The sequence below is a fragment of the Thermostichus sp. OS-CIW-31 genome (genome assembly GCF_054060305.1).
In genome coordinates this window covers 1-22,625 of sequence record NZ_JBSSDA010000032.1, presented here as the reverse complement: position 1 = coordinate 22,625, position 22,625 = coordinate 1, and the positions used below count along the sequence as shown (strand labels likewise).

Below are 22,625 nucleotides of genomic sequence, written 5' to 3'. Positions count from 1 at the left end.
ACATGGCCGGCACTGCGTTTTTAAAGGGCGTCGGCTACGGTCGGCGCTATCCTTCCCTGCCCTGAAGGACGGGGCTTGCCGCGCCTTTTGGTCAACTCAAGACAATTGGGCAGCAACGGCTTTTAGCAGGCGTTTCTGGTCAACGGGCTTCGTCAGATAGGCATCGGAGCCAAAACATAGCCCCTGTTCAATCTCTTCGGGAGAGATTTTCGAGGAGAGAAAGACGAAGGGGATGTGAGCTGTAGACTGATCCCATCTCAGGGCATCCAGCACCCCATAGCCGTTCAGCTTGGGCATCACCACATCGCACAACACCAAGTCGGGCATCAGGGTGCGCACCATCTGCAAGCCCTCTTCTCCATCGGTGGCCGCCACCGTGTCGTACCCCGCTCGTTGCAACACCTTCTGCAGATAGGTGCGAATAGAGGGTTCGTCTTCAATCACCAGGATGCGTTTGGACATAACTTTGTAAAAAATTAAACAAAGACCTGGCCCAACCTGTCGGGCCTACTGTCCGCCTTCCCGGAGCCAGAGAGATCCGAGTTGATGCAAGAACAAGTCGAAGAACTACAGCTGCAGCATAGGGAAACTCTGGAAAAAAAAACTCCGCCAAATCGCTCATTCTGGGATCTCCCTGCTCTGCAAAAATCCTGATAGAGTGCGGAACAACTTTCCTCATCCGCAGATTTGCGGTTATGCCAGAAACCCCCCTCCTCCTTTGGGAGAAGTGAAGGCAGCCTATTCCGAAGTCAGTTGACGTTCCATCAGGCGGGTGAGGGCGGCGGTGGGGGTGGTCTGCCCTTGCAACAACAGATGCACTTCCTGGGTGATGGGCACCTGAATGCCGTGCTGGGCAGCGATCTCGACCACGACGGGAGCGGTGTAAACCCCTTCGGCGGTGCCCTCGATCTCCGCCAAAATCTGCGACAAGGGTTGGCCCTGGCCTAGCCCGTAGCCCACTCGGTAGTTGCGGCTCAAGCGGCTGTGGCAGGTGGCCAGCAGATCCCCCAACCCCGACAGGCCATTGAAGGTTTCTGCCCGTGCCCCCAGCTTAGATCCCACCCGGATCATCTCTGCCAGGCCGCGGGTAACCAGAGCCGCACGGGCATTGGCCCCCAGTTGCAAGCCATCACACACGCCAACAGCGATGGCAATGACATTTTTCAGAGTGCCACCCAGCTCCACCCCCAACGGGTCACTGCTGGTGTAGAGGCGGAACCGCTCCGAGGAAAGGGCATACTGCACCTGCACAGCGGCCCAGGGATCCCGGCTGGCCACCACTGCCGCTGCCGGCAAGCCTTGGCGGATCTCCGCCGAAAGATTAGGCCCCGAAAGCACCACCAGGGGCTGCTCCGGGAAGGTGGCCCCCCAAATTTGGGTAGGGGTCAGAAGCTGCAGTGGATCCAACCCTTTGGTGGCCGAGACCAAAATTGCCTGCGGCGGGATCCCCACTTGGCGCACCGCTTCCACCACAGGGCGTACCCCCGCCATAGAGACGGCTGAGATGAGGATTTGGGATCCCTGGAGCACTTCTGCCAAATCCAGGCCCTTGCGGCGATTCCAAACCCGCACCCGGTGCCCTTGCCCCTGAGCCAGCATTGCCAGGGTACTTCCCCAAGCCCCGGCTCCCAAAATAGCAACACTTTGAGGAGATGTTGGGCTGTGGCCTTCTGCGTTAGTGTTCATCCGACCTTTCCACCCGCAGACTTCTTTTAAGCTTTCCTCGTGAGATGCCTCTCAAAAAACCTGCACCGGCGAAGGGAAGACCAACGGCAAAGGTTAGTATGGGTGGATACCAAATCATGGGTTAGCTCGAGAGCAGACGACATGGCAGAAGCAGGGATCCCCCGTCTTCCTCCTGAGGTAGCCGCCAAGATGGGAACCTGGCAGCACGGCTATGCCCTTACCAATGGCATTCAACTGCACTATGTCACCCAAGGGGAAGGGGAGCTGGCGATCTTGTTGCACGGTTTCCCGGAGTTTTGGTACTCCTGGCGGCATCAGATTCCGGTGTTGGCGCAGCGGTTTCGCGTGGTGGCACCCGATATGCGCGGCTACAACGATTCCGACAAACCGGATCACGGCTACGACTTGGATACCCTTACCGAGGATATCCGCGGCTTGCTAAGCCACTTTGGGGCCCGAAGAGCGGTGGTCGTAGCCCACGATTGGGGGGGAGCCATTGCCTGGCACTGGGCGCAATTTTTCCCTGAGGAGATTCGCAAGCTGGCCGTCCTCAATTCTCCCCATCCGGCCTGCTTCCGGCGGGAGTTCTTGAGCAACTTGGATCAACTGCGCCGCAGTTGGTACCTGTTCTTTTTTCAATTGCCTTGGCTGCCAGAGTGGGTGCTGCAGTGGGATTTGGGAGATTGGGTGCGCCGCATTTTCCAGGAAACCTCGGTGCGCAAAAGCGCCTTCACCCGCCACGACCTCAAGCTCTACCAAGAGGCCCTCTCCAAACCCAAGGTTCTCACTTCTGCCCTCAACTACTACCGCCAGCTGTTTAACCTGCCCACCTTGCAGAACCTGTTTTTGCAGCCCATGCGGCAGATCCTCGCCCCCACCCTGCTGATTTGGGGAGAAGAAGACTTTGCCCTCAGCCGCGAGCTAACTGAGGGGATGGATCCCTTTTTCCCCAACGGCCTGCGCAAGGAGTACATCCCCGAATGCGGCCATTGGGCGCAGCAGGAAGCTCCGCAAACGGTCAATCGGCTGCTGATGGAGTTTCTCTAGTGGGCCGGGCTTGGGATCCGCCCTTTACCATCTCCGAGAGTTCACCCTAGAATAATCCACTGAGTTCTACGGGAGAACCGGCATGGCCCTGGAGTATCCATCCCATCTGCGCTACGTGGACACCCACGAGTACATCCATGTTGAGGATGATATTGCGGTGATTGGGATCACAGCTTATGCCGTCGATCAACTGGGGGATATCGTTTTTGTGGGCTTGCCCGAAGAAGGGACAGAGATTGAAAAAGGGGAAAGCTTTGGCTCGGTGGAATCGGTCAAAGCCGTCGAAGATCTCTATGCCCCTCTTTCTGGAGAGGTGGTGGCCGTGAATACAGCGGTGGTGGAGAGCCCCGAAAGCCTTGCCGACGATCCCTATGGCGATGGCTGGCTGATCAAGGTGCGCATTGCCAACCCCGAAGATCTCGAGGACACCATGAGCGCCGAAGCCTACGCCAGTTTGGTGGAGGGATCCTAAACTCCAGCAGTTGGCCCTGAACTACAGCAAAGTCTCTCGGTTACCCCCCTCAGCTTTGGCTTGGTAGAGGGCCTTGTCGGCAGCAGCCAGCAGACTTTGTGGGTCAGTTCCCTCTCCCAGCTCCAGCAGAGAGGCGATGCCCACACTGCAGCTTAGGGAGATGGTCTCCGTCCCCGCCTGCACCAACAGGGTCTGGACAGCCTGCCGCAAGCGTTCTGCCAGCCCTAGGATCTGCGAGTTCGGGATCCCGCGCACCAGCAGGGCAAACTCATCGCCCCCCAAGCGGGCCACCAGATCCTCTTGGCGAACGTGAGCTTGCAATCGCCGCGCCACCTGGATTAAGGTTTGATCCCCAGCCCAGTGCCCCCAGCGGTCGTTGATTTGCTTAAACCCATCCAAATCCAGATAGAGCACGTGGAGGGGAATGCGATGGCGAAGAGCAAAGGGGATCTCCAGCTCCAGTTGCTTCAGGAAAAAACGTCGGTTATACAGACCGGTTAGCGGGTCATAGAGGGCGGCAGTGGCCATTTGCAAAAAGAAGGCTTCTTCTGCCGCGTCGTAGTAGGCAAACTTGAGGGTGCTGGCCCCCACTTGAATGTAATCTCCATCCTTCAGGAGAACGCGGCTGATGCGCTCGCCGTTGACATAAGTGCCGTTGAGGCTCTCCAGGTCGGTGAGAACATAACCCTCACTTTCTCTTTCCAGCCGACAGTGCTGCCGGGAGACGGCGTGATCCAAGAGCTGAATGTCCGCGCAGTGGCTGCGCCCCAAAACCCCACCCCTCGCCAAGGGAAACGTCATGCCCACATTGGCACCGCTGAGCACCGTTAGAAAGGCCGCAGTTGCCTCAGGCTGGGGTCTGCGCTCGTAAAACTCCAAGGGAATCTGAGTGGTTGGCTCCTCTGGCAACTGAGAGAGAGGGTCGAGAGGCATGGAGAGACCCAACGGGTTGTGCAGGTTAGCAGTAAGCACTCGTTATATCCGTATTATGTCGGTTTTCCCCAGGCCGTGTTTGGGTGAGCGAGGGATGTCTCGCCGGTTCTGATCTGTAAACTTGCGGAACTCTGGAGTTTATCGTATACCATCGCACGCGGTGAGGCCCTCAGTTGAGAGCTACGCGAGGATTCCATCCCGCCTGCGCGGTTGTATCGGCCAGCTGTGGGAAGAAGCTCAATGGCAAACCCCAATTTCCCCAGGATCCCAAGTATTTTTCGGGATAACTCAAAAAACGGGTTCGGTTTGCCCCTCGTTCCCTGATTTCGAGAAGAGGCTCTCTCCTCTATGTCCTACAGATCCTCTGACTTCTGAAGAGTTGCCGAGGCGGCCTAGAATGGGTCTGGGATCCCCGAGAGGAGAAATGGGGCATGATTAGACCCAATTCTGCCCATCTATTGACCCCGGATTTTCGCCTCAGCCTGTCGGTGTTGGCTTTGGCGGTACCGTTGTTCTGGCTTTCGCTTTGGGCGGGGCTGGGGGTGGGCCTGTTTGGCCTGTTTTTGATGGTGCAGACCTCTCTGATCGGTCTGGCCTTTACCAGGACGGCGCTGCAGGTCTACAGCGGCTCCAAGCGCATCCGCGAGTTCCCCTACAGCGAGTGGCAGGATTGGCAAATTTTCTGGCCGCCGCTGCCGGTGTTGTTCTTTTTCCGAGAAACCAAAAGCATTCATTTTTTGCCGATGCTGTTTAACCCTGCTGAGCTAAAGATGTGTTTGGAAGAGCGGGTGGGTCATCTCCACGCCCAACATCGGTCTCAAGGATCCCCGCCGATTGCTGGTCCGGGTAGCTCCCGCCAATGAGTGGCTCCGCCTTGTGGGTTTGGCAGCAGGCAGAGAGATGGCGCTGGCTGGAGTGTCAGCTTTTGGCGGAGTGGCCTCACGCTTTTGGCTCTCGCCAAGGTCATCCCCATCCCCCATCTCAGTTGGCCGCTCGGCTGCAACTGCCCCCTGAACAGGCCGCGTGGGGCCATCAGGTGCATGGCTGCAACTGGGTTTGGGCAGATGGGATCACCGAAACCCTTGGACAGAAGGGAGAGCAGGACTGCTCTGTTGGTCAAGGGATCTCTACCCGTTCTCAGGCGGATGCGGTCATTGCCCGCCGCCAAGGAGATTCTGCCTGGGTCTGCACCGCTGACTGTGTGCCGATTTTGGTGGCCAGTCGAGAATGGGTGGCGGCCATTCACGCCGGGTGGAGAGGCACTGCTGCGGGGATCTTGTCCAAGGTGCTGCAGGAGTTTTTACAGGCGGGGATCCCTGCTGCTGGGATCCGCGTTGCCATCGGGCCTTCCATTTCGGGGTCGGTCTATCAGGTGTCAGAGGAGGTGGCGGAGCAGGTGCTGCAAAGCCTACCCCCAGGGCTGGATGCCCGCGCCGCTCTCTTGCCCGATCCTCTGCCTGGCAAGGTTCGCCTGGATCTGCGCTGGGTCAACGGTGCCCAAGCCCAAGCCAAAGGGATCCCCCCTGAACACATTGCCGTCAGCCCCCATTGCACCCTCAGCCAACCCCAAGATTTCTTTTCCTACCGCCGCGATGGATCCCTGAAGGATGAGCAGGGCCGTCATTGCGTGCAGTGGTCGGGAATCGGCCTGCGGTCGTAGGCAGACTTGACCCAGTTCTGCCCGGAGGAACGGGAAGTAGTGGCTATAATTGCGCTCAAGACAGGGCTGATACATTTACGCTGAACACTGCTGAACATCACTGTTCAACTATGCAGCGATAGCATTCTGTTTGTTTCCATTCGCGTTAGCGGGACGGAGTCCAAACAGAATGGCGGTATCCCGCAAAGCTTTGAGTAGAACACCCAAAGCGCAGTTTCCGTGTCGTCTTACTACCAATTTTCTGCTTTGCTTTGGCTACCATGTTGGCAGACTCGAAAGTAAACAGAAAGATCAACTGGTAGTAATCCGTACTGAACATATTATACATTATTTTCAGTATAGTTGAGCTTATTATTGACTAGAGTCATGCTCTATCTAACTACTGGAGATCCCATGGTTTACCGCGCTGTTTTCTGGGGATTAGCTGGGATGGCTTTGGCTTTCTCTCTCGCTTTCCTTGAGGAGGCTAACGCTCAAACCTCGCTGACTGGCATCAACCGTGACAGCGTACTGCAACTGAACCTTGGGTCGGGACGCAGCCTCCCTCGGGTACCTGTGGGCGGTTCAGGTTCTGAGGAGGGCCGGGATCCCGCTGCTCCTTCGGCACAAATGTGGGCAGAGTGGCATATTCGCGCCAATGTCTGTACCGGAAACCTATCCACAGAAGAACTGGCGGAGCTGTTTCCATTGGTGAATCAAGCTCTAGTGGATACCGTTTGCCGGGGAGGAAGTTAAAGGTTGCCCAGGCTGGCGGTAAGGTGAAGAAGGAGCCTCTAGGTCGCTGCTGCATGGATTTTGAGAAACTTTTGGAGGAATGGGTTGCAGCCTTTGCCCAAGTGGCCGAAGAAAGTTTGGCCTCTTTGGAGACTGCCCTGATGGAGCTGGCAGAGCACTTGGCTGTGCCTTTACAGGAAACCCTTAGGCAGTGGGAAGCCCTCTGGAATCTGGAGGAGGAAGTGGAGCTGGAGCCTGAGCCAGAACCCTTTGAGGAAACCCTCAACCCTTCTGGCGAATCTTTCACCACCAGTCGTTTCTTCGTCAGCCCGATAGGATTTGGGGGTGTGGTTGTTTACACTTACGTGGCTTCGCCGCCAGAATACATCGGGGATCCCACCTGCCGCTACAATGCCCATTCTCCAGAGTTGCGCTGTGCCGTCAACCCCTGCGGCCCCTGTGAGGGCTGTCCCCACTATGAGCCCCGGAATGAGCCCCGATGAAGGGTGACCGCCTGATTGTTGCGCTGGATACTCCTTCTCAAGAGCAGGCTTTGGAGTGGGTGGACTCCTTGCCGCAGGTGCTGTGGTGGAAGGTGGGTCTGGAGCTGTTCACTGCTGCGGGTTCTTCCATCCTGCAGGCTCTCAAGGAAAGGGGCAAGCGCATTTTTCTGGATTTGAAGCTGCACGACATTCCCCACACGGTGGGGAGGGCTACGGAGGTGGCCGTCGGCTATGGAGTGGATCTGCTCACCGTCCATGCCGCCGGTGGCAGTGCTATGTTGCGCTCAGCCGTGGCAGCCGCCCAGGGCAGTTCTTGTCGGCTGTTGGCGGTTACCCTCTTAACCAGCATCAGCCCCCCGCAGGTGCGACAGGAACTGGGCATCGAGATGGATCCCGCCGACTATGTGTTGCATTTGGCCCGGCTGGCTCAAGCTCAAGGCTTTACTGGACTGGTTTGCTCTCCTCAGGAGGTCTCGCGGTTGCGCCAAGCTTTGGGGCCGGAGGTTTTGCTGGTTACTCCTGGGATCCGTCTGGGCCAAGCCAAGGCGGGGGATGGAGAGGAGGATCAACAGCGCATCTGCACGCCCGACGAAGCTCTGCGGGCAGGAGCCGATTATCTGGTGGTGGGCCGCCCCATCACCGCTTCTCCCGATCCCGTGGCCGCCTTGCGGCGCTTCCAAGCCTCATGGGATGCTGCCGGGTGAGGGTGTGGGGAGATGCCCGATGTTATTGGGGTAGTTCTGTAATGCAACGACGCCGTAGGCTTGTGCAGTGGATCCCTGAAAAAAGGCCGGCTGGATCCGGCAGGAGATGTTGGCTAGGAGTCGGTTTGTCGGTGGTTTTGGGCCTGGTCAGCACTCCTGGGCGCGTTAGGGGTGCGGAGCATTTCGTTCCGGCAAGAGGGGAAACTTGCCTGGCTGCTCCTCAGGTTTGGGCTGAGGCTCTAACGGAGCAGTTGCCTTTGTTTCTCAATCTGGCCTTGAGCCGCTCCCGCTCTGAGTTTCAGGTTGTGCTGGTGGGGAAGCCGGAGGTTGAAATGCTCTCTCCAGGGTCTCCGGCCCGCTTACGCCAACAGGAGCTGGCTCCGGTTTTGCCGGACACCGCAACTGCTGTTTCGCCAGAAGCTTTTCGGCTGTATTTCACCACGCTGGAGCGCCGCTTGGTCTTGCCCCAACACCCCCAAAAGGAGGGCAACTCCTTGGCCGGTCGGCGCAGCGAAACCCTGCAACTGGCCTACGAGGCTTATGTCCTGCGGGCTGCTCCTGGGGATCCCTGGCGGTTGGTGCGTCTGCAGGTAACCGGATCGGGGATCCCCATTCGCGATGTAACGAATGGACTCACTGCCCAGGCCATCCGCCGCTGGCAACAGTCGGGTTGCCCCTTGACGGGCGATCTAGAGTTGACTAGACCTTCTCTCTAGCGGCGCGGAGCGCTTTGCGTCAGCATGAGTGCGGGAGTATGTCACGCGGGGAGATTCTCTTTTGGAAGTAACGAAGGGGCACTTTTTCTCCCCAACCGGCCAAGAGTAGAGGGCGTTGGATGTTCTGCTGCCGGTCGAGGGCCCACCCCGTGTAGGGATAGTGTTCTGCACTGCTCATGCGAACAGGCTAGGGTTTACCCATGAAGTTTCCCCCCGCCACACCCCGCCCGGGCAAGCGGCTGCCCCGCGGCTCATTTCCCCGCCTGAGCTCCTCCAACAGGGACAACCATCGCCGTCGGCGTTTGGTTGGTTTTGGTTTCATGGGCCACTGGCTGCTATGGGGAGGGATGGGCCTTCTTTTGGGGCAGCGACTCCGCTCTTGGGGGCAACCGGCTCCTCTGCAGTGGTGGCGCGTTTTGCCGGTGAGCAGTTCTGAGGGATCCCTGACTTTTGTCCAACCGGAACTGCCTCTCTACCACTCGTTCGCGTCAGTGGTGCGGAGCGCTTTTGCCGACAGGCTACTGCCCTGGCTGGCTCAGGGAACCGGGATCTCGGCTGAAGGGATCCTGCACATCTTCTCAGCTATGGCCTGCTTGGCCATTCTGCTGTTGTGCTGGAGCTGGGGCAACTTCTGGAGTGCCGGTCTATGGGGACTCAGCCCCTGGGTGTTGACCCAAGGGTTGGAGCCAGGCAGCGAGATTTTGGGCAGCCTGGTTTTGCTTTGCAGTTGTGGTGTTGGGCCGGGATCCACCTTGCGCTGGTGGGGTCTGGCCTTAGCTTGTGCCCTGTCTTATAAGGTTTGGCCCTTGGCTCTGCTCTGGGCGGGGCTGTGGACGAGCCAGCAGTGGCCACGGCAACCGTTGCGTTCGCGTCAGCAGTGCGGGGCATCAGGACTGCTTTTGCTGCTGCTGGTGATGGGTTTTTCCTGGTTGGGACGGATTGATTGGCCAGCTACCTCTGCTGAGGTGATTCCCCATCCTCTCAGCTCCCAAGGTGGCTTGGCCGTTTTGGCTACTTTGATGCTGCCCTTGGGGTTGAGCTTGGTGCGGTTGGGCTGGCCCTGGGCAGAACGGCAGCAAGCCCTGCTCAGCTTGGCCGGTTTGGGCCATGTCCTCTGGATGGGGGCGCTGGCGACATGGTTTTGGGATCCCCAAGTGAACACCCTGCAGCAAAGTGCTCGCTGGGGTTTGGTGGTGCTCCCCTTCCTATGCCTGAGCGCCGGCGGCGTCTTGGCTGAGATCCCCTACCGGAGCTGGCGGCGGGTTTTGGGATCCCTGCTCTTGGGCAGTTCTTTCTTGCTATCGTGGCAGGCATTGGCCTAAGGTATTCTTTCTCTTGCTTGCCATGACCCAGACCTCGTCCGCATCGGCACCGCGTAGCACTTCGCGGCCCTTGTTGCAAACCCTTTTTGCCCAACGGGCTCAGGCTGTGATCCCTTCTCCTTTCGGGGCGGAGATCCCAGGGGCGGTGCCAGTGGTTACCAGTTTTACCTTTGGGCTGGCGGATCCGCGCCTGTTTCCCAAGGCCGACTTGGCGCGGGCCACGGCGGAGGTGTTGGCAGAGGATGGGGACAATGCCCTCAATTACGGCGGCACGTTTGCCGGGCTGATCAACGTGGTGCTGCAGTTGATGCGGGATAGAGGGGTAGAGGCCCAGCCGGAAAACCTACTGATCGGCTATGGCTCTGGGCAGATCCTCGGCCTGTTGCCTCAGGTCTTCGTGGAGCCGGGGGATGTGGTCATTGTGGAAGGGCCCACCTTCATGGGGGCTGTCAGCCGTTTTGCGGCGGCAGGGGCGCGTCTGATCTCGATTCCGGTGGATGGGGAAGGCATGGTGGTGGATCGCCTGGAAGAGGTGCTGCGCGATCTGGCTTGCCAAGGGATCCGCCCCCGATTTGTCTATACCATTCCCACCTTCCAAAACCCCAAAGGCTGCACCCTCTCTGGGCCACGGCGGCAGAAATTGGTGCAGTTGGCAGCTGAGTACGGTGTGGTGGTGGTGGAGGACGAGGCCTACTACGACCTGCGCTTTGCCGGGGATCCCTTGCCCAGTTTGGCTGCGCTGGATCGGGAAGGCTGGGTTCTGCATGTGGGCACCTTCTCCAAGATTGTGGTGCCGGGGGTGCGGGTGGGTTGGGCCTGTGGTCACCCTGAGATCATCCGCCGCTTGGAGATGTTTCGCAGCGAGGGATCCCTGGGGCCCTTTTTGGGCCGGGTGGTGGCCCGCTATTGCGGGGAGGGCCGTCTGCAAAGCCACATTCAACTCCTCACCCGTCGCTACCGAGAAAAGTGCCAGGTGATGCTGGAGGCCATCGCTCAATATTTTCCGCCCGAAGTCAAGGTGGAGGCCCCTGGGGGTGGATTTTTCGTCTGGTGTGAGCTGCCCCCTTCCCTAAGCGCCAGCACCTTGTTGCAGGCTACTCGCGCCCTGGGGGTCACCTTCCTGCCGGGCACCCACTGCTTTGCCGACGGCCAAGGAGACCATGCTCTGCGCCTGGCCTTCAGCTATCAACCCGAGGAGCGCATTGTCAGTGGGATCCAGACCATTGGGGAACAACTGTACAGACTGATACATTCTTGCGCCAGCGGTGCGGAGCAGCAAGGGAAGGAGCTCTCCAAAAGCATGGATCCTTGAAGCCCAGAGCGCAGATTTCCCGCTCACCTGCCCCCCACAGCCTTGGCCATGCGCCGGAAAAATTGCCCAACGCCCTTCACCAGGTTGGGTGCAGCTTCTGGACGAGCCGGGATCCCTGCCATGAGGGTGTAGTAGTCATCCAAGAGGGTGTGCTCTTCTGGAGAGACCGTGTTGTCGGCCATCATCAGGTTGCCGATTGCTCCCAAAAGTTGCATGCGCTCGGTTTCGCTGGCCTGGGCTAGATAATCGGCCATCCAGCGCTCGGTTTGCTCCATCGGGATGGGCTCTTGGATCAGCTAGAAATCGCAGGAGCCCCGCACTGTACCCGTAGGGTCGGTGTCGAGAGGAAAGTCCGCCTCCATGGTTATAATTGTACTGCGGACACCAGAAACGGTTGTTTAAGGCACTGGTAACGGTCGATTGGGGGTGCTGTAAACCACCCCAGAGGCTCGTGGTTGGCTTGCCAACTGCAGGGCTACCGAAAGCCCGCCCTGTACTGCGAAGGTCAGGGTCGGGTAGTTTACTTCTCGCAGCTCGGTATCGTGCTCCAAACCATAGCGGCGCAGCAGGGATCCCAAGTAGGCCAATTCCTGGGGTTCCAAATGCCCATCGGCCCAAGCAGAGCCGGCCACAATTTTGAGCATGAGCTGATGTTGAGTTGTGGGGTTCATGGTGGGATCCCTTGCTGAGAACTGTCAGCGATCCGGAGGCCTTAGAGGCTGCAGAGTTGAGGGGATGAACAGCTTAACTATAGCCAGACCTTGGGTGAGCCATCTGCGTTCGCGTCAGCAGCGCGGAGCCCTTTTTTCGGCTAGGATCGTTATCCGTATTACGAACACTGAGCTATTCGCGATAGCGGGACGGAGTCCTTTTTCTCGCCCATTCTTGCAATGCTGAGCGCCTCTCCTTGCCAATTGGATCTTGCCATTCCGGCCCCAGGTCGGCTGTACCGCGGCAGCGGCATTCTGGAAGCTGTGCCCCTTACGGTACTGGGATCCCGCGTGCTGGTGATCGGGGGGGAACGCTCCTTGGCTGTGGTTGAGTCCCCTCTGCAGCGCAATTTCGCGCGGGAGCCTGCCGTCCAAGTCCACTGGACTACCTACGGGGTAGATTGCAGCGAGTCGGAGCTGGCGCGTTTGCAGGCGCTAGCCATGGCGGAGTCCACAACCGGCATCTTGGGGGTAGGCGGGGGCAAGGCTCTGGATACGGCCAAGCTGGTGGCCCACCGGCTGCGGATCCCCGTGGTTACCGTGCCCACCTCTGCTGCCACCTGTGCCGCCTGGAGTGCCCTATCCAATATCTACTCCAACAGCGGCGCTTTTCAGCGGGATGTGGCCTTGGATCAGGCCCCAGCCGCCTTGATCTTGGACTACGACCTCATTCGTCAGGCTCCCCCTCGCACCTTGGTAGCTGGGATCGGAGATGCCTTGGCTAAGTGGTACGAGTCTTCCGTCAGCAGCGGCAGTTCAGAAGATGCCCTGGTGATTGGCGCTGTGCAGCAGGCCCGCGTCCTGCGGGATTTGCTCCTCCAGCAATCGGCGGCGGCCTTGAGGGAGCCGGGCGGAACTGCTTGGAAACAGGTGGTGGATGCCTGCATCTGCCTGGCGGGGATCGTCGGCGGCATGGGTGGGGCTAAGTGTCGCACCGTGGCTGCCCACGCTGTCCACAACGGGCTAACCCACTTGTCGGGGCACCGGGCCACCCTGCACGGCGAGAAGGTGGCTTTCGGCATTTTGGCCCAGCTCCGCCTAGAAGAGATCCTGCAGGGAAGCCAGTTGGCGCTGGCAGCACGTACCCAGTTGCTGGAGTTCTACCGCCAGGTGGGGCTGCCCCTCAACTTGCGGGATCTCAAGCTAGGTCACTTGGGATCCGCCGACCTGCTGCATGCTGCCCAAGTGGCCTGCCAGCCAGGATCCGACATCCACCACCTGCCCTTCCCCGTCAGTCCAGAAGCCCTGTTGGTGGCCCTTACCACCACAGACCTGACCAGCTCCAGCCCTGTTCTCCCTCGGCTGTAAGTCCTGGCAGAGGATATCTGTCTGCTATCCAACTCCGCCGGTACGGGCCTGGGTCGGCATTGTGGGCAGGCGGGCTTCGCCGTAGGCTCCAGAGGTGGCGCCCACCAAGATCAAGGCTCCGCCCATCCAAGTCCACCCATCCGGGATCTCGGCAAACACCCAAAACCCGATTAGGCTGGCCCAGAGCAGACGGGAGAAATCCAGAGGCAGCAGCATCGTCACCTCAGCCAGCTTGTAGGCCTGGGCGAGGGCCACCTGGCCAATGCTGCCCAGTAGCCCCATGGCCACCATCCACAGCCACTGCTCAGGAGAAGGCCAGGTCCAAACCCAGACGGCAGCCAGAAAGGAAAGGGGGGTCTGCAGCAGGCCCATGTAGGCCGTAATCGTGAGGCTGGACTCGGTGCGGGAGAGGATCTTGAGCACGATGGTCACCCAGGCAAAGAGTGCTGCCGCCCCCAAGGCCAGCCCTGTTCCCAGAGAAAACTCTCGGAAGCCTGGCCTCAACATCACCAAAGCCCCGGCAAACCCCAGGCCCAATCCCAGCCAGCGGGACGAGCGCATCTGCTCGCCCAACACCCATACCGCCATCGTGCCGGCAAACAAAAGTTGAACAAAGCTCAGCGCCGTAGCTTCTGCCAGAGGCAACAGGCTGGCTGCCCAAAAGGAGAGCAACATCCCCACCGTGCTGATCGCCGAGCGCAGGAGGTAAAACTCCATCTTGGCGGTGTGCAGAGACTGGATCCCAGCCCGCAACACCAGCGGCGACAGGGTGAGAAACCCGAATAGGTTGCGCAAAAAAACAATCTGAAACGGATGAAGGGCGGGAGTGTTGAGCCGGATGATCGCCCCTAAACAGGCAAAGCAAGCGGTGGCCAGCAGCTTCAGGGCAACTCCTTGCCAGAGCCTTATTTTTCCCCACTCTGCAAAGCGGCTCAGCTGGTGGCGATACCACATCTCCAAAGTCACAGCTCACACCCAAATGGTTTAGGCACTAAGTTTTCAGCCTTGAACTCTCAGCTTAAACGGACTTCCAGGGATCCGAACTGCGCCCCTGGGCACTCCTTGCTGCCCACCGGCCCCCCTGATTCCCAGGGGGAAAAAGATGGGGATCCCAAGACATGGCCATTTCAAGTAGCCATGAAACAACTCACCCCGTCGCTCCATAGCTCCCCTTGGGAGAGGGGCTGGGGGTGAGGGCGTGGAACCTCTAGGTTTGCTTGAGAATCTCTTTCAAGTAGCCGATGACCGTTTCCGGCTTGAGATGGGCCATACAGGGATGACCCTCCACCAGGCAGGTTTCGTTTTTGAACTTGTTCTCTGCGCAGACCCGGCACTTGTAGGCGGTTTGGGTGAGATAGACGTGGGGCAGACGAGGAGCCCACAGTCGCACCGGGCTGGCCCCATCCCCATCGGCATCGTTGCCAAACAGGGCAATGGTGGGACAGCCCACTGCCGCCGCGATGTGCATCGGCCCCGCATCCACGGAGATACACACCCGCGCCCGCTTCAGGGCCCCCGCCAGCTCCATGAGGCTGGTTTTGCCCCGCAGGTCAACCATTCCCGTTTGCGCCAGCAGTTCGTCTTCGCTGCTGCCGCCGTGGTAGAGGGATCGCTGCAGCTCCGGCGCGCTGCCGATTAGCCCCACCTGCAGGCTCTGGCCTTGGCACCACTGGATCACCTGCCGCCAGTACTCCAGAGGCCACATCTTGGCGCGGCGGGTAGTGGTGATGTGCACCAAGACCTCTGGCACCGGAAAACCGGGATCCCGGCTGGGCAGCTCCAGGCGGAAAAAATCCGTCTCCACGTACGCCAGGCGACAGAAGATTTCAGCGATGTAGTTGCTGGTGAGGATCCCTTTGTAGCGCTGCAGAAACTCCAGGCCGTTCCAGTCGTCATCCTGGAGCATGCGCTGCACCGGGTCGGAGCCGGGGTCCAACTTGCGGCGAAAATCCAAGGTCAAGCCGGCCCCGGCAATGTACTGGGGGCGCAGGGCCGTTACCGCCACCAGGTTGAGCTCGCTAAACTCGTCGCAATTGATGGCCAAGTCGTAGGGGCCGGCCTGGGTCACCCGTTCTCGCACAGCAGCGGTCAGGGCCTCGAGGTAATCGGGACGACGGCTGTAGAGAGGAAAGCTGAAGTCGATGTAGGGGCAGTGGAGCTCAAAGTCGCGGGTAATCTCGCTGCCAAAAAAATCCAGCACACAGCCGGGGTATTTTTCCTTGAGGCCCCGCAACAGCGGGATGGTAACCACAAAATTGCCCACCTTGCTGGAGGAAAACACCGCCAGGTGGGGATGTTCCCGCAGAGGTTGGTTGGCAAACCGTTGCATAAGGCTGGGATCCCCAGGAAGATATCAACCCCGCTGGAGGTGGTGGGGGTGGTGCAGACAGAGCACTTTTGCTAGGCTAGCATTCCTCTGTCCTGTGCTTTGATGGCCATGCTGGGATCCCTGGGCCTCAGGGGAGACTGGCTTGGCTGCCATCCCAGATGACCACCACAGCAAAGCGATCCAGAAAGCCATCTGTCGCATTCATCTGGCGCAGACTAAAAGCATCTTCGGCGGAAATCACCAGGTCGTAGCCCAGGGTGCGGATGGCACGAATGCGGTGAGGCCGTTCCCCGATGCGGTTCACCAGTGAGCGGGCCTGCTCTTCCGAGGTGGCATAGGCAGCTGTGCCCTCGCTGCCCACAAAGGCCGCGTTGAGGTCTTGGCCAAGAGTAACGGGGGTATAGACTTGATTGCCATCGGGATCAAACAAGCGCATTGACTGGCTAGGCAAGAAATCCAAGCCTCGTGCATCCACAATCAACCCTGTCACTTGCGGTTCCTGCTGCTGGGATCCCGCCTCCAGACCCGTTCCGCCCCCTGGCCCTTGGCCTGTGCCCACCCCTGAGCCAGGACTGGCTCCGCGCACCCCACTCTGGCCGCTGCCCGGCCCGATCACTCCCCCCTGCCGGGATCCAGAGCCACTGCCGCCAGGGCTGGTGCCGAACTGCCGCAACAGATCCAGATCGAAAACCGGGCCTTCTGCCACTTCTCCATGGCCGGGTTGGGCCGGCTGGACTTTTGGATCGGCTTGATCTGTTTGTGGAAGCGGAACAGAATCCTGGGTTACTGGACGCCAGGGCGTTGCTTCAGAAGCGGGCAGGGTAGGGGATCCCCCTTGCAAGCGGTAAAGAGGAGGAAACAGCGTTTGGGCATCCACAGCTTCCACCGGCAAGACCGGCCCCGCCAGCAGGATCCCCAGTGCTGCCCAGCTCACTTGGATCCGTATGCCTTGAATCCTATACTTCCACCACCTCATGCCCACACCTCTTGGCCTCAAAACCTGCGGCCCGCTCGGCAACCGCTCATCCTCCCCCATGCTACCCAGGCAGGGCCGGTTCGGCAGGGGATCCCGCGCAGTCTTCCCCTTGGCTTGAGAGCAGCTGGGGCTCCTGGCCTCTCCCTAAAGGTGGGTCGGAGAACAAGAGATTGATCCCCAGCGATCCCCAGGGTCTTGACCGACAGGCAAAAATACGCAAACATGGGTTCATCATTCTTGATGATCCCCGTTGATCCCCACCTGTGGTCATCAGCGGCTGGAGAGCCCGAGGCAAGCCGATACATCAGCAGGTTCAAGGTTGTCCTCAGAACCACAAGCTGGGATCGGCCCATAGGACAAAAGCTGGAGCATTGCACGAAGCCCGATTTGTCGAAGACAGGAGACCCCGACCATGCCACAAGAGCGGATCCCGTTGGAAGAAATGACCATCCGGCAGTTGCGGGAAGAAGCTGCCCGCTATCAGATCCCCAAGTACAGCCGCATGACCAAAGACCAGCTGATTGAGGCCATTCGAGAGGCCCAAGTCAAAGCTGGCCGCCCTGTCGATGCCATGCCGGAGCCCAAGGGGCAAGAATCGGTCACCCAAACGAAGTTTAGGGGTCAAGAGGTTGCCGGCAAGACGGATCTGGCCGATGTGGACAAAGGGCTGGGGGATCTGCCGGAGGGCTATGGGGAAAGCCGCATCGTTTTGCTGCCGCGGGATCCCCAGTGGGCCTACGCCTATTGGGATGTGCCCAACGAGGCTAAAGAAAGCAAGCGCCGCGAGGGCGGCCAACAGTTGGCGCTGCGCCTCTACGATGTGACGGATATCGATTTCAGCTACCAGCCGGCCCACAGCATGCAGGAGTACCCCTGTGATGAGTTGGCGCGGGAGTGGTATTTGCCGATCCCGGTGAGCGATCGTTCCTACATTGTGGAAATTGGCTACCGGACGGCAGATGGCCGCTGGCTGATGTTGGCCCGCTCGGCGGCGGTGATGGTGCCGCCAGTCTTTCCCTCCGACTGGTTTGAAGAGCACTTCCTGACAGTGCCCTTCGACATGGCTCTGCAGGGCCGCACCCTTTACCAGCTCAGCGAGCCCTACAAGCGCAGCGCCACCGGCATGGGCGTGGTGGACTACAAAGGCGATGAGCCGCAGCAGGGTGCCACGGTCGATCCCTTCCTGGAAATGGTGGGTGGCTTTGAGGCGATGCGGGTGGCGGGATCCCTGTTTGGCAGCCACCAGATGGGCAGCCGCCAATTGGTGCCCGAGCAGGCCATCAGCTCGTTTATCATCCCCTCGGGTGTGGGCATGATGGGGATGGCCATGGCGGAGGTGCCCGCTGCTCCCTGGATGGCTTCAGGATCCGGCCTGGGCCTGTTCTCGGGGGCTTCCGAAGTGCTGCCGCAGCGCTCTCGCAAGTTCTGGTTGGTGGCCGATGCCGAGCTGATTGTCTATGGGGCCACAGAGCCGGATGCCACCGTTACCATTGGCGGGCGCAAGATCCAGCTCAACCCCGATGGCACCTTCCGCTTCCACATGGCTTTCCCAGACGGCAACATCGACTTCCCCATCTTTGCGGTGGCTGCCGATGGCGAGCAAAACCGGGAGATCCACATGACCTTCGACCGCCGCACCCTCTCCCGCCGCACCAACACCAAAGAAGAGGCCATCGAAGAGTTGTTGCCCTGAAGGATCCAACCTTTCCCTTCTTGCCCCCTGGAGCTGGCCGGGGGGCTTTTTTCCCTGGGCTGGAGAGCTTGACTCCAGCCATCAAAACAGGGGATGCCAGTCCTAGGAGAGGTCGATCACCTGGATCAGTTGTTTCAGCTTCTCCATCACCCGTCCGGAGCGAAGCAGGTCTTCCGCCTGTTGGATCCCTTCTGGCAAGGATGGGGCGTGGCCGAGGAGCCACAGATAGCTACCCCCATTCCAGAGAGCGGCTGGGGTGAGTTCACAGGGATCCCCGCTGAGCACCTGCTGCATCTGCCGGAGCAGCTCTTTCTCTCCGGAGAAGGGAATCTCCGGGCCTGCCAAGTGGCAATCTCTGGCCTTCAAGAGCAGCCGTTTGCCGCCCTGGTTGAGAATGGCCGCTCGCTCCCGTGGCAGGTCGCAACTGCCTTCCAGACCTTTGACGGTGGTGAATTGCCGAATCTCCCGCAGGGCAAACAGCTCCAGCATCGTGGCCTCGGTGGGCGGATGCACATAGCCGGCCACCAGGTGAAAGGGGCCTTGGTAGGGCGTCCAGACCAGTTCCAAGGTGGCCAAGGGGGGGCGCTTGCCGATTTGATCCCGGTAGTCCATCAGAGCCTGAGCCTGGGGAAAACAGGTGGGCAAATACAAAAATCCCAGCCCGGTTTGTTCCAGCAGTTGCCCCACCCGCTCCAGGGATAGCCCTCGCCAATCTACCCCCAAGCTCCGCCACACCGCTTCCAAGGGCAGCCCATACTTGGTGGGACAGAAGCCAGAGCCATGCAGCAAAACGGCTGACCCTGCCGCTGCCAGCAGCAAAGCCACCAGCACCCCCAGCGGTGCCGTCCGCGAGCGGCCATCGTAGGGATGGCCAAAGATGATCAAGGGATGAGGCAGATCCTGCCGGGGCAGAAGAGGGCCGTACTCTGCATAGGCATCCAACATACCGGCCAGCTCCTCGGCAGTGGGGCGCTTGATGCGGTGGGCAATTAAAAAAGCCCCGATCTGGGCGGGAGTGGCCTCCCCCCGCAGGAGCATTCGAGCAGCGCTGGCGGCCTCTGCCCGGCTGAGATCCTGGTGGGTGTGGGTGCCGCTGCCGATTTTTTTCAACAGCTCGCGAAACTCTTGGCTCATAGCATCGGCGGTCGGGAGCGCTGGGCTACTCAGGATAGGGGGAGATAAGGGCGGAACACTTGAAACTACCGATATGGGTATTTGACCAGAAATTTCTACAAAAGGTCTCTACAAAACCGACAACAGCCCAGCAGAGGGCCAATGGGGATCTGCGCCGGAAGCAGGCTCAACCTCAGACTGCCTGATAAGCTGGGCGGCCAACTGCAAAAACCGGCGAATGGGAGGGATCCGATAGCGATCGCTGGTGGTGACCATAACCACCTGTCGCCTCAAGAGGGGGGGCTCGGTGGGCCGCACCTGCAAATCCGGATCGGCGCAGCAGTCCACCAGGGCCGACTCCGGCAGGAGGGCAATGAGCTGCCCCTGTCGCACCACCCCCCGAAAGGCATCCAAGGTGTTCAGTTCCAGGGCTGCTTTCAGGGGAAGCCCCTGTCGGGCCAGATGGGATCCCACCAAGGAGCGCATGGCATAGCCATCTTTGAACACAGCCTGGGGATACTCCGCCAGCACCTTCCAGGGGATCCGCTCGTAGCGGCTGAGGGGATGGGTGGCGGGCATCAATACTTGAATTGGCTCCGAGTACAGTGGCTCCACCACCAGTTCTGCCCCCCGGGTCATCAGGGGATTCTCCATTACCAGGGCCACGTCCACCAGCCCATCCCTGAGCACCTTCAAGGCGCGGTCGCTGCCCAGAGCGGTAACCCGCAACTGCACCTCTGGGTACTCCCGGCAAAACTGTTGCAGCACCGGCGGCAGTTGATGGGCGATCAGGGAATGGATCCCGGCAATGCAGAGCTCAGTTTGCTGGCCCTGCAGCCATTCTCGAATGCTTTCCTGAGCCCGCTGCCATTCTTGACAGATGCGACGGGCATGGGGCAAAAGCCGTTCCCCGGCCACAGTTAGGGCCACCGGGCTTTTGCGATGCAACAGCGGAGCCCCCACCGCTTCCTCCAGGGCCTGGATCTGGCGGCTAATGGCCGATTGGGTCAGACCGCTGAGGCGAGCAGCGGCCAAAAAGCTGCCCGTTTCCACCACGTTCAAAAAGGCTTGCAACAACTCCAGCCGCACTCCGGATCCCTTGATGATGTAGCCTGCCGTGGTGGCATCCTAGCTGGGGAAGCGGTAGGCTTTTGTAAACACCGTTACAAGTTGTTTGTTGGACTGGGGATCCCCAAGCCAGGAGGAGAAGCAGATGGGTTGGGATCCAGCCTTGCTGGAGGGGCTGCTCAACTCCGCCATTCCCCACCTTTTCCCCGCTGCCCAGGTGGTCATCCGCCACAAGGGAAGGTGTATCTACTCAAGGGCGGCAGGCCATCTCGACCCTGAGACCCGGCGCCAACCGACAACCTCGGCCACCCGTTTTGACCTGGCCTCGCTGACCAAGCTCTACACCGCCACCGCCTGCATGGCCCTGGTGGAAGCCGGAGCGTTGCTGCTGGATCAACCGGTCAGTCTCCTGTTGCCGGAGTTTCAGGGATCCCGCCCCATTGCCCCCTATGAAGATCCTCTGCAACCAGGGGAATGGATAGCTGCGGAGCCGGAGTCCTTGGGCCAGCTTATTGCAGCAGAACAGGTGACGGTGCGACAGTTGCTGGCCCACACCGCCGGTTTGCCCGCCTGGCGACCCCTTTTTCGACAGCCCGATGCCGAATCTGCCCGGCACATGGCTTTGCACACCTTTTTTGCCTACAGGCCGGGATCCCGCAGAGTCTACAGCGATCTTGGATTGATCTTGCTGGGGCTGGCTTTGGAACGTCTGAGCGGAACCCCTCTGGATCAGATCTTGCATGCCCGGATCTTGCGGCCTCTGGGCCTGAGCCAAACTCAGTTTTATCCAGGGGATCCCTTTGACCCATCCTCTGTCTCTGGCTCTTGTGCCCCCACCGAGCTGTGTCCTTGGCGAAAGCGCCGCCTACAGGGGCAGGTTCACGACGAAAATGCCGCCCGCCTGGGCGGGATCGCCGGCCATGCCGGACTATTCGCCACGGCAGAGGAAGTAGCTGCTTTCGGGGAGAGTTTTTTGACGGGATCCCTGTTGCAGCCGCAGACGGTGAGGGAAATGACCCGCGAGCAGTTGCCTCAGCAAGGGGATGCCCACCGCTGTCACGAGCGCCGGGGTTTGGGGTTTGCCTTGCGCTCTCCGGATCCCTTGGCCAGCAGCTCCCCGTTCAGCCCCAGCGCCTTCGGCCACACCGGCTTCACCGGAACCTCCCTGTGGATCGATCCAGAGCGGGAGCTGGTGGTGACGCTGCTCACCAACGCCGTCTACCACGGTCGGCAGGAGAACGGATTCCAGGCTTTCCGGGTTGCCTTCCATCAGGCCATCCTAGAGGGGCTTTCTTGATCATTGAGTCCCTGACCGTTCCCGCTAGGGTGCCGTAGGCATAACCGAGGCTGAGGTGGACGAGACCTTTTACCGACAGTTGGCAGACATGCTCTCCCGCGGGCCGCTGGTGGTGGCCACGGTGGTCCGCACCCAGGGATCTGTGCCTCGCCAGGCGGGGGCAAAACTGGCCGTGGGATCTGATGGCACCCTGTTGGGCACCATTGGCGGTGGAGCTGCCGAAGCGGAAGTCATTGCCCGAGCGCAAACCCTTTTGCAGGCTGCCGTTCCCGTTGGCGATGGCGAGAGCAGCGCGGAGCACTTCGGCAAGACGGAGTCCTGGCCGGCTGGGATGCCGGTTTCCCTCGATCTCAACAGCCCTCCCCTGGGCGTTTGCGGGGGACGGATGCACATTTGGCTACAGCGATGGCAGGGATCCCTTGCCCAAACATTGGCGGCCCAGATCCTCCAGGCTCTGACCCAAGGGCCAAGGGCTTGGCTGATCACTCCCCTCCATCCTCAGGGGTTCCCCTACCTCAGCCTTAGCGACAGCGGTGCGGAGCACTTTGCCCCCCTGCCATCCCGCCCACAGCTCCTCGCGGGATCCTGGGTCGAGCCCCTCCTCCCTTCCCCCACCCTGCTGATCGCCGGAGCGGGCCACTGCGGCCTGTCCCTGGCCCAGATCGCCCATTTGGCCGGCTTTCGCATTTGGGTTCAGGACGATCGCCCGGACTGGGTAACCCCTCAGCGCTTTCCCGTTGCCGAGCGGCTGTGCTCAGAACCCTTTGCCCAACTTATCCCCCATCTGCACAGGATCCCGCAGCTCTACATCGCTCTTGTGACCCGTAGCTACAGCCTTGATTGCCAAATCCTGCGGGCCATCTACCACTCCGGCCTGACCCCCCACTACCTGGGGATGATCGGCAGCCGCAAGCGGGTACAAACCGTACTGCGAACCCTGGCCCAGGAAGGGATCCCGGAGACCGCCGTCAGCTAGAAATCGCAGGAGCCCCGCACTGTACCCGTAGGGTCAGTGTCGGGAGGAATGCGGAAGTTATGATAGAACCATGACCCAAGTCCTGA

24 protein-coding genes are annotated in these 22,625 nt (G+C 60.1%); 14 read left to right on the top strand and 10 right to left on the bottom strand.

The window, feature by feature from the left end; all coding sequences use genetic code 11:
* Positions 1-96 precede the first annotated feature (96 nt).
* On the bottom strand, positions 97-462 hold the full coding sequence (locus ACVWY9_RS13525) for a response regulator (protein WP_011432017.1): 366 nt from the start codon (positions 460-462) through the stop codon (positions 97-99).
* A 276-nt stretch (positions 463-738) separates the two neighbouring features.
* A complete protein-coding gene (locus tag ACVWY9_RS13520) occupies positions 739-1,686 on the bottom strand; it encodes an NAD(P)H-dependent glycerol-3-phosphate dehydrogenase (RefSeq protein ID WP_457388922.1) in 948 nt (315 codons plus the stop codon).
* A 141-nt stretch (positions 1,687-1,827) separates the two neighbouring features.
* Here ACVWY9_RS13520 and ACVWY9_RS13515 point away from each other — a divergent pair, with 141 nt between their 5' ends.
* Positions 1,828-2,733: an alpha/beta fold hydrolase gene (locus ACVWY9_RS13515; protein ID WP_011432014.1), complete on the top strand. Its 906-nt coding sequence runs from the start codon at positions 1,828-1,830 to the stop codon at positions 2,731-2,733.
* Between the two features lie 82 nt (positions 2,734-2,815).
* The gene (gene gcvH / locus ACVWY9_RS13510; RefSeq protein ID WP_011432013.1) at positions 2,816-3,205 is read left to right on the top strand and encodes a glycine cleavage system protein GcvH; all 390 of its coding nucleotides are present in this window, start codon (positions 2,816-2,818) and stop codon (positions 3,203-3,205) included.
* A 21-nt stretch (positions 3,206-3,226) separates the two neighbouring features.
* On the opposite strand, the gene ACVWY9_RS13505 is transcribed toward gcvH, so the two are convergent.
* On the bottom strand, positions 3,227-4,177 hold the full coding sequence (locus tag ACVWY9_RS13505; RefSeq protein WP_457388920.1) for a diguanylate cyclase: 951 nt from the start codon (positions 4,175-4,177) through the stop codon (positions 3,227-3,229).
* Between the two features lie 392 nt (positions 4,178-4,569).
* On the opposite strand from ACVWY9_RS13505, the gene ACVWY9_RS13500 reads away from it, so the two are divergent.
* From ACVWY9_RS13500 to ACVWY9_RS13465, 8 genes are all read left to right on the top strand, one after another.
* A complete protein-coding gene (locus ACVWY9_RS13500; protein WP_457388918.1) occupies positions 4,570-5,001 on the top strand; it encodes a DUF3119 family protein in 432 nt (143 codons plus the stop codon).
* A complete protein-coding gene (gene pgeF, locus ACVWY9_RS13495; protein ID WP_457388916.1) occupies positions 4,998-5,798 on the top strand; it encodes a peptidoglycan editing factor PgeF in 801 nt (266 codons plus the stop codon). The genes ACVWY9_RS13500 and pgeF overlap by 4 nt, the downstream gene beginning before the upstream one ends.
* Positions 5,799-6,353: 555 nt before the next feature.
* Positions 6,354-6,533, top strand: coding sequence for a hypothetical protein (locus ACVWY9_RS13490; protein WP_457388915.1), 180 nt, complete (start codon positions 6,354-6,356; stop codon positions 6,531-6,533).
* A 53-nt stretch (positions 6,534-6,586) separates the two neighbouring features.
* Positions 6,587-7,015 carry a DUF6464 family protein gene (locus ACVWY9_RS13485; protein WP_369791761.1) on the top strand — a complete coding sequence of 143 codons (429 nt, stop codon included), beginning with the start codon at positions 6,587-6,589 and terminating at the stop codon, positions 7,013-7,015.
* The gene (pyrF, locus tag ACVWY9_RS13480; protein ID WP_457388912.1) at positions 7,012-7,719 is read left to right on the top strand and encodes an orotidine-5'-phosphate decarboxylase; all 708 of its coding nucleotides are present in this window, start codon (positions 7,012-7,014) and stop codon (positions 7,717-7,719) included. The genes ACVWY9_RS13485 and pyrF overlap by 4 nt, the downstream gene beginning before the upstream one ends.
* 131 nt (positions 7,720-7,850) lie before the next feature.
* A complete protein-coding gene (locus tag ACVWY9_RS13475; RefSeq protein WP_414344494.1) occupies positions 7,851-8,435 on the top strand; it encodes a hypothetical protein in 585 nt (194 codons plus the stop codon).
* Between the two features lie 200 nt (positions 8,436-8,635).
* On the top strand, positions 8,636-9,757 hold the full coding sequence (locus ACVWY9_RS13470) for a hypothetical protein (RefSeq protein WP_457388910.1): 1,122 nt from the start codon (positions 8,636-8,638) through the stop codon (positions 9,755-9,757).
* Positions 9,758-9,779: 22 nt separating this feature from the next.
* Positions 9,780-11,069: an aminotransferase-like domain-containing protein gene (locus ACVWY9_RS13465; RefSeq protein WP_457388908.1), complete on the top strand. Its 1,290-nt coding sequence runs from the start codon at positions 9,780-9,782 to the stop codon at positions 11,067-11,069.
* A gap of 23 nt (positions 11,070-11,092) precedes the next feature.
* Here the strand turns inward: ACVWY9_RS13465 and ACVWY9_RS13460 are convergent, their stop codons facing one another.
* On the bottom strand, positions 11,093-11,344 hold the full coding sequence (locus ACVWY9_RS13460) for a hypothetical protein (RefSeq protein ID WP_457388906.1): 252 nt from the start codon (positions 11,342-11,344) through the stop codon (positions 11,093-11,095).
* A 123-nt stretch (positions 11,345-11,467) separates the two neighbouring features.
* Positions 11,468-11,740, bottom strand: a complete 273-nt coding sequence (locus tag ACVWY9_RS13455) for a tellurite resistance TerB family protein (RefSeq protein WP_041436116.1) — start codon at positions 11,738-11,740, stop codon at positions 11,468-11,470.
* A gap of 219 nt (positions 11,741-11,959) precedes the next feature.
* Here ACVWY9_RS13455 and ACVWY9_RS13450 point away from each other — a divergent pair, with 219 nt between their 5' ends.
* The gene (locus tag ACVWY9_RS13450) at positions 11,960-13,087 is read left to right on the top strand and encodes an iron-containing alcohol dehydrogenase family protein (protein ID WP_457388904.1); all 1,128 of its coding nucleotides are present in this window, start codon (positions 11,960-11,962) and stop codon (positions 13,085-13,087) included.
* Positions 13,088-13,111: 24 nt separating this feature from the next.
* Here the strand turns inward: ACVWY9_RS13450 and ACVWY9_RS13445 are convergent, their stop codons facing one another.
* The 3 genes from ACVWY9_RS13445 to ACVWY9_RS13435 form a co-directional block, all read right to left on the bottom strand.
* Positions 13,112-14,053, bottom strand: coding sequence for a DMT family transporter (locus tag ACVWY9_RS13445; RefSeq protein ID WP_457388902.1), 942 nt, complete (start codon positions 14,051-14,053; stop codon positions 13,112-13,114).
* A gap of 241 nt (positions 14,054-14,294) precedes the next feature.
* Complete coding sequence (locus ACVWY9_RS13440) at positions 14,295-15,416, bottom strand: glycosyltransferase family 9 protein (RefSeq protein WP_457388900.1); 1,122 nt, start codon at positions 15,414-15,416, stop codon at positions 14,295-14,297.
* 127 nt (positions 15,417-15,543) lie between these two features.
* Positions 15,544-16,350 carry a hypothetical protein gene (locus ACVWY9_RS13435; protein ID WP_457388898.1) on the bottom strand — a complete coding sequence of 269 codons (807 nt, stop codon included), beginning with the start codon at positions 16,348-16,350 and terminating at the stop codon, positions 15,544-15,546.
* Positions 16,351-16,804: 454 nt separating this feature from the next.
* On the opposite strand from ACVWY9_RS13435, the gene ACVWY9_RS13430 reads away from it, so the two are divergent.
* Positions 16,805-18,085 (top strand): DUF4912 domain-containing protein, encoded by a 1,281-nt coding sequence (locus tag ACVWY9_RS13430; protein ID WP_011432000.1) that lies wholly within the window; start codon positions 16,805-16,807, stop codon positions 18,083-18,085.
* A 102-nt stretch (positions 18,086-18,187) separates the two neighbouring features.
* Here the strand turns inward: ACVWY9_RS13430 and ACVWY9_RS13425 are convergent, their stop codons facing one another.
* Together ACVWY9_RS13425 and ACVWY9_RS13420 are read right to left on the bottom strand one after the other, a co-directional pair.
* The gene (locus ACVWY9_RS13425) at positions 18,188-19,219 is read right to left on the bottom strand and encodes an anthranilate phosphoribosyltransferase family protein (protein ID WP_457388896.1); all 1,032 of its coding nucleotides are present in this window, start codon (positions 19,217-19,219) and stop codon (positions 18,188-18,190) included.
* 108 nt (positions 19,220-19,327) lie between these two features.
* A complete protein-coding gene (locus tag ACVWY9_RS13420) occupies positions 19,328-20,287 on the bottom strand; it encodes a LysR family transcriptional regulator (RefSeq protein WP_414407088.1) in 960 nt (319 codons plus the stop codon).
* Between the two features lie 124 nt (positions 20,288-20,411).
* Between ACVWY9_RS13420 and ACVWY9_RS13415 the strand changes: the two genes are divergently transcribed.
* Together ACVWY9_RS13415 and ACVWY9_RS13410 are read left to right on the top strand one after the other, a co-directional pair.
* On the top strand, positions 20,412-21,563 hold the full coding sequence (locus ACVWY9_RS13415) for a serine hydrolase domain-containing protein (protein ID WP_457388893.1): 1,152 nt from the start codon (positions 20,412-20,414) through the stop codon (positions 21,561-21,563).
* A 55-nt stretch (positions 21,564-21,618) separates the two neighbouring features.
* Positions 21,619-22,539, top strand: coding sequence for an XdhC family protein (locus ACVWY9_RS13410; protein WP_457388891.1), 921 nt, complete (start codon positions 21,619-21,621; stop codon positions 22,537-22,539).
* Positions 22,540-22,625: the final 86 nt, after the last annotated feature.

Bases quoted from the DNA above. Each gene is read 5' to 3' on its own strand.
- ACVWY9_RS13415 (WP_457388893.1), top strand. From the start codon at position 20,412: ATGGGTTGGGATCCAGCCTTGCTGGAGGGGCTGCTCAACTCCGCCATT.
- ACVWY9_RS13460 (WP_457388906.1), bottom strand. From the start codon at position 11,344: ATGGAGCAAACCGAGCGCTGGATGGCCGATTATCTAGCCCAGGCCAGC.
- ACVWY9_RS13520 (WP_457388922.1), bottom strand. From the start codon at position 1,686: ATGAACACTAACGCAGAAGGCCACAGCCCAACATCTCCTCAAAGTGTT.
- ACVWY9_RS13500 (WP_457388918.1), top strand. From the start codon at position 4,570: ATGATTAGACCCAATTCTGCCCATCTATTGACCCCGGATTTTCGCCTC.
- ACVWY9_RS13485 (WP_369791761.1), top strand. From the start codon at position 6,587: ATGGATTTTGAGAAACTTTTGGAGGAATGGGTTGCAGCCTTTGCCCAA.
- ACVWY9_RS13465 (WP_457388908.1), top strand. From the start codon at position 9,780: ATGACCCAGACCTCGTCCGCATCGGCACCGCGTAGCACTTCGCGGCCC.
- ACVWY9_RS13515 (WP_011432014.1), top strand. From the start codon at position 1,828: ATGGCAGAAGCAGGGATCCCCCGTCTTCCTCCTGAGGTAGCCGCCAAG.
- pyrF (WP_457388912.1), top strand. From the start codon at position 7,012: ATGAAGGGTGACCGCCTGATTGTTGCGCTGGATACTCCTTCTCAAGAG.
- ACVWY9_RS13425 (WP_457388896.1), bottom strand. From the start codon at position 19,219: ATGAGCCAAGAGTTTCGCGAGCTGTTGAAAAAAATCGGCAGCGGCACC.
- ACVWY9_RS13470 (WP_457388910.1), top strand. From the start codon at position 8,636: ATGAAGTTTCCCCCCGCCACACCCCGCCCGGGCAAGCGGCTGCCCCGC.
- gcvH (WP_011432013.1), top strand. From the start codon at position 2,816: ATGGCCCTGGAGTATCCATCCCATCTGCGCTACGTGGACACCCACGAG.
- pgeF (WP_457388916.1), top strand. From the start codon at position 4,998: ATGAGTGGCTCCGCCTTGTGGGTTTGGCAGCAGGCAGAGAGATGGCGC.
- ACVWY9_RS13450 (WP_457388904.1), top strand. From the start codon at position 11,960: ATGCTGAGCGCCTCTCCTTGCCAATTGGATCTTGCCATTCCGGCCCCA.
- ACVWY9_RS13430 (WP_011432000.1), top strand. From the start codon at position 16,805: ATGCCACAAGAGCGGATCCCGTTGGAAGAAATGACCATCCGGCAGTTG.
- ACVWY9_RS13440 (WP_457388900.1), bottom strand. From the start codon at position 15,416: ATGCAACGGTTTGCCAACCAACCTCTGCGGGAACATCCCCACCTGGCG.
- ACVWY9_RS13455 (WP_041436116.1), bottom strand. From the start codon at position 11,740: ATGAACCCCACAACTCAACATCAGCTCATGCTCAAAATTGTGGCCGGC.
- ACVWY9_RS13525 (WP_011432017.1), bottom strand. From the start codon at position 462: ATGTCCAAACGCATCCTGGTGATTGAAGACGAACCCTCTATTCGCACC.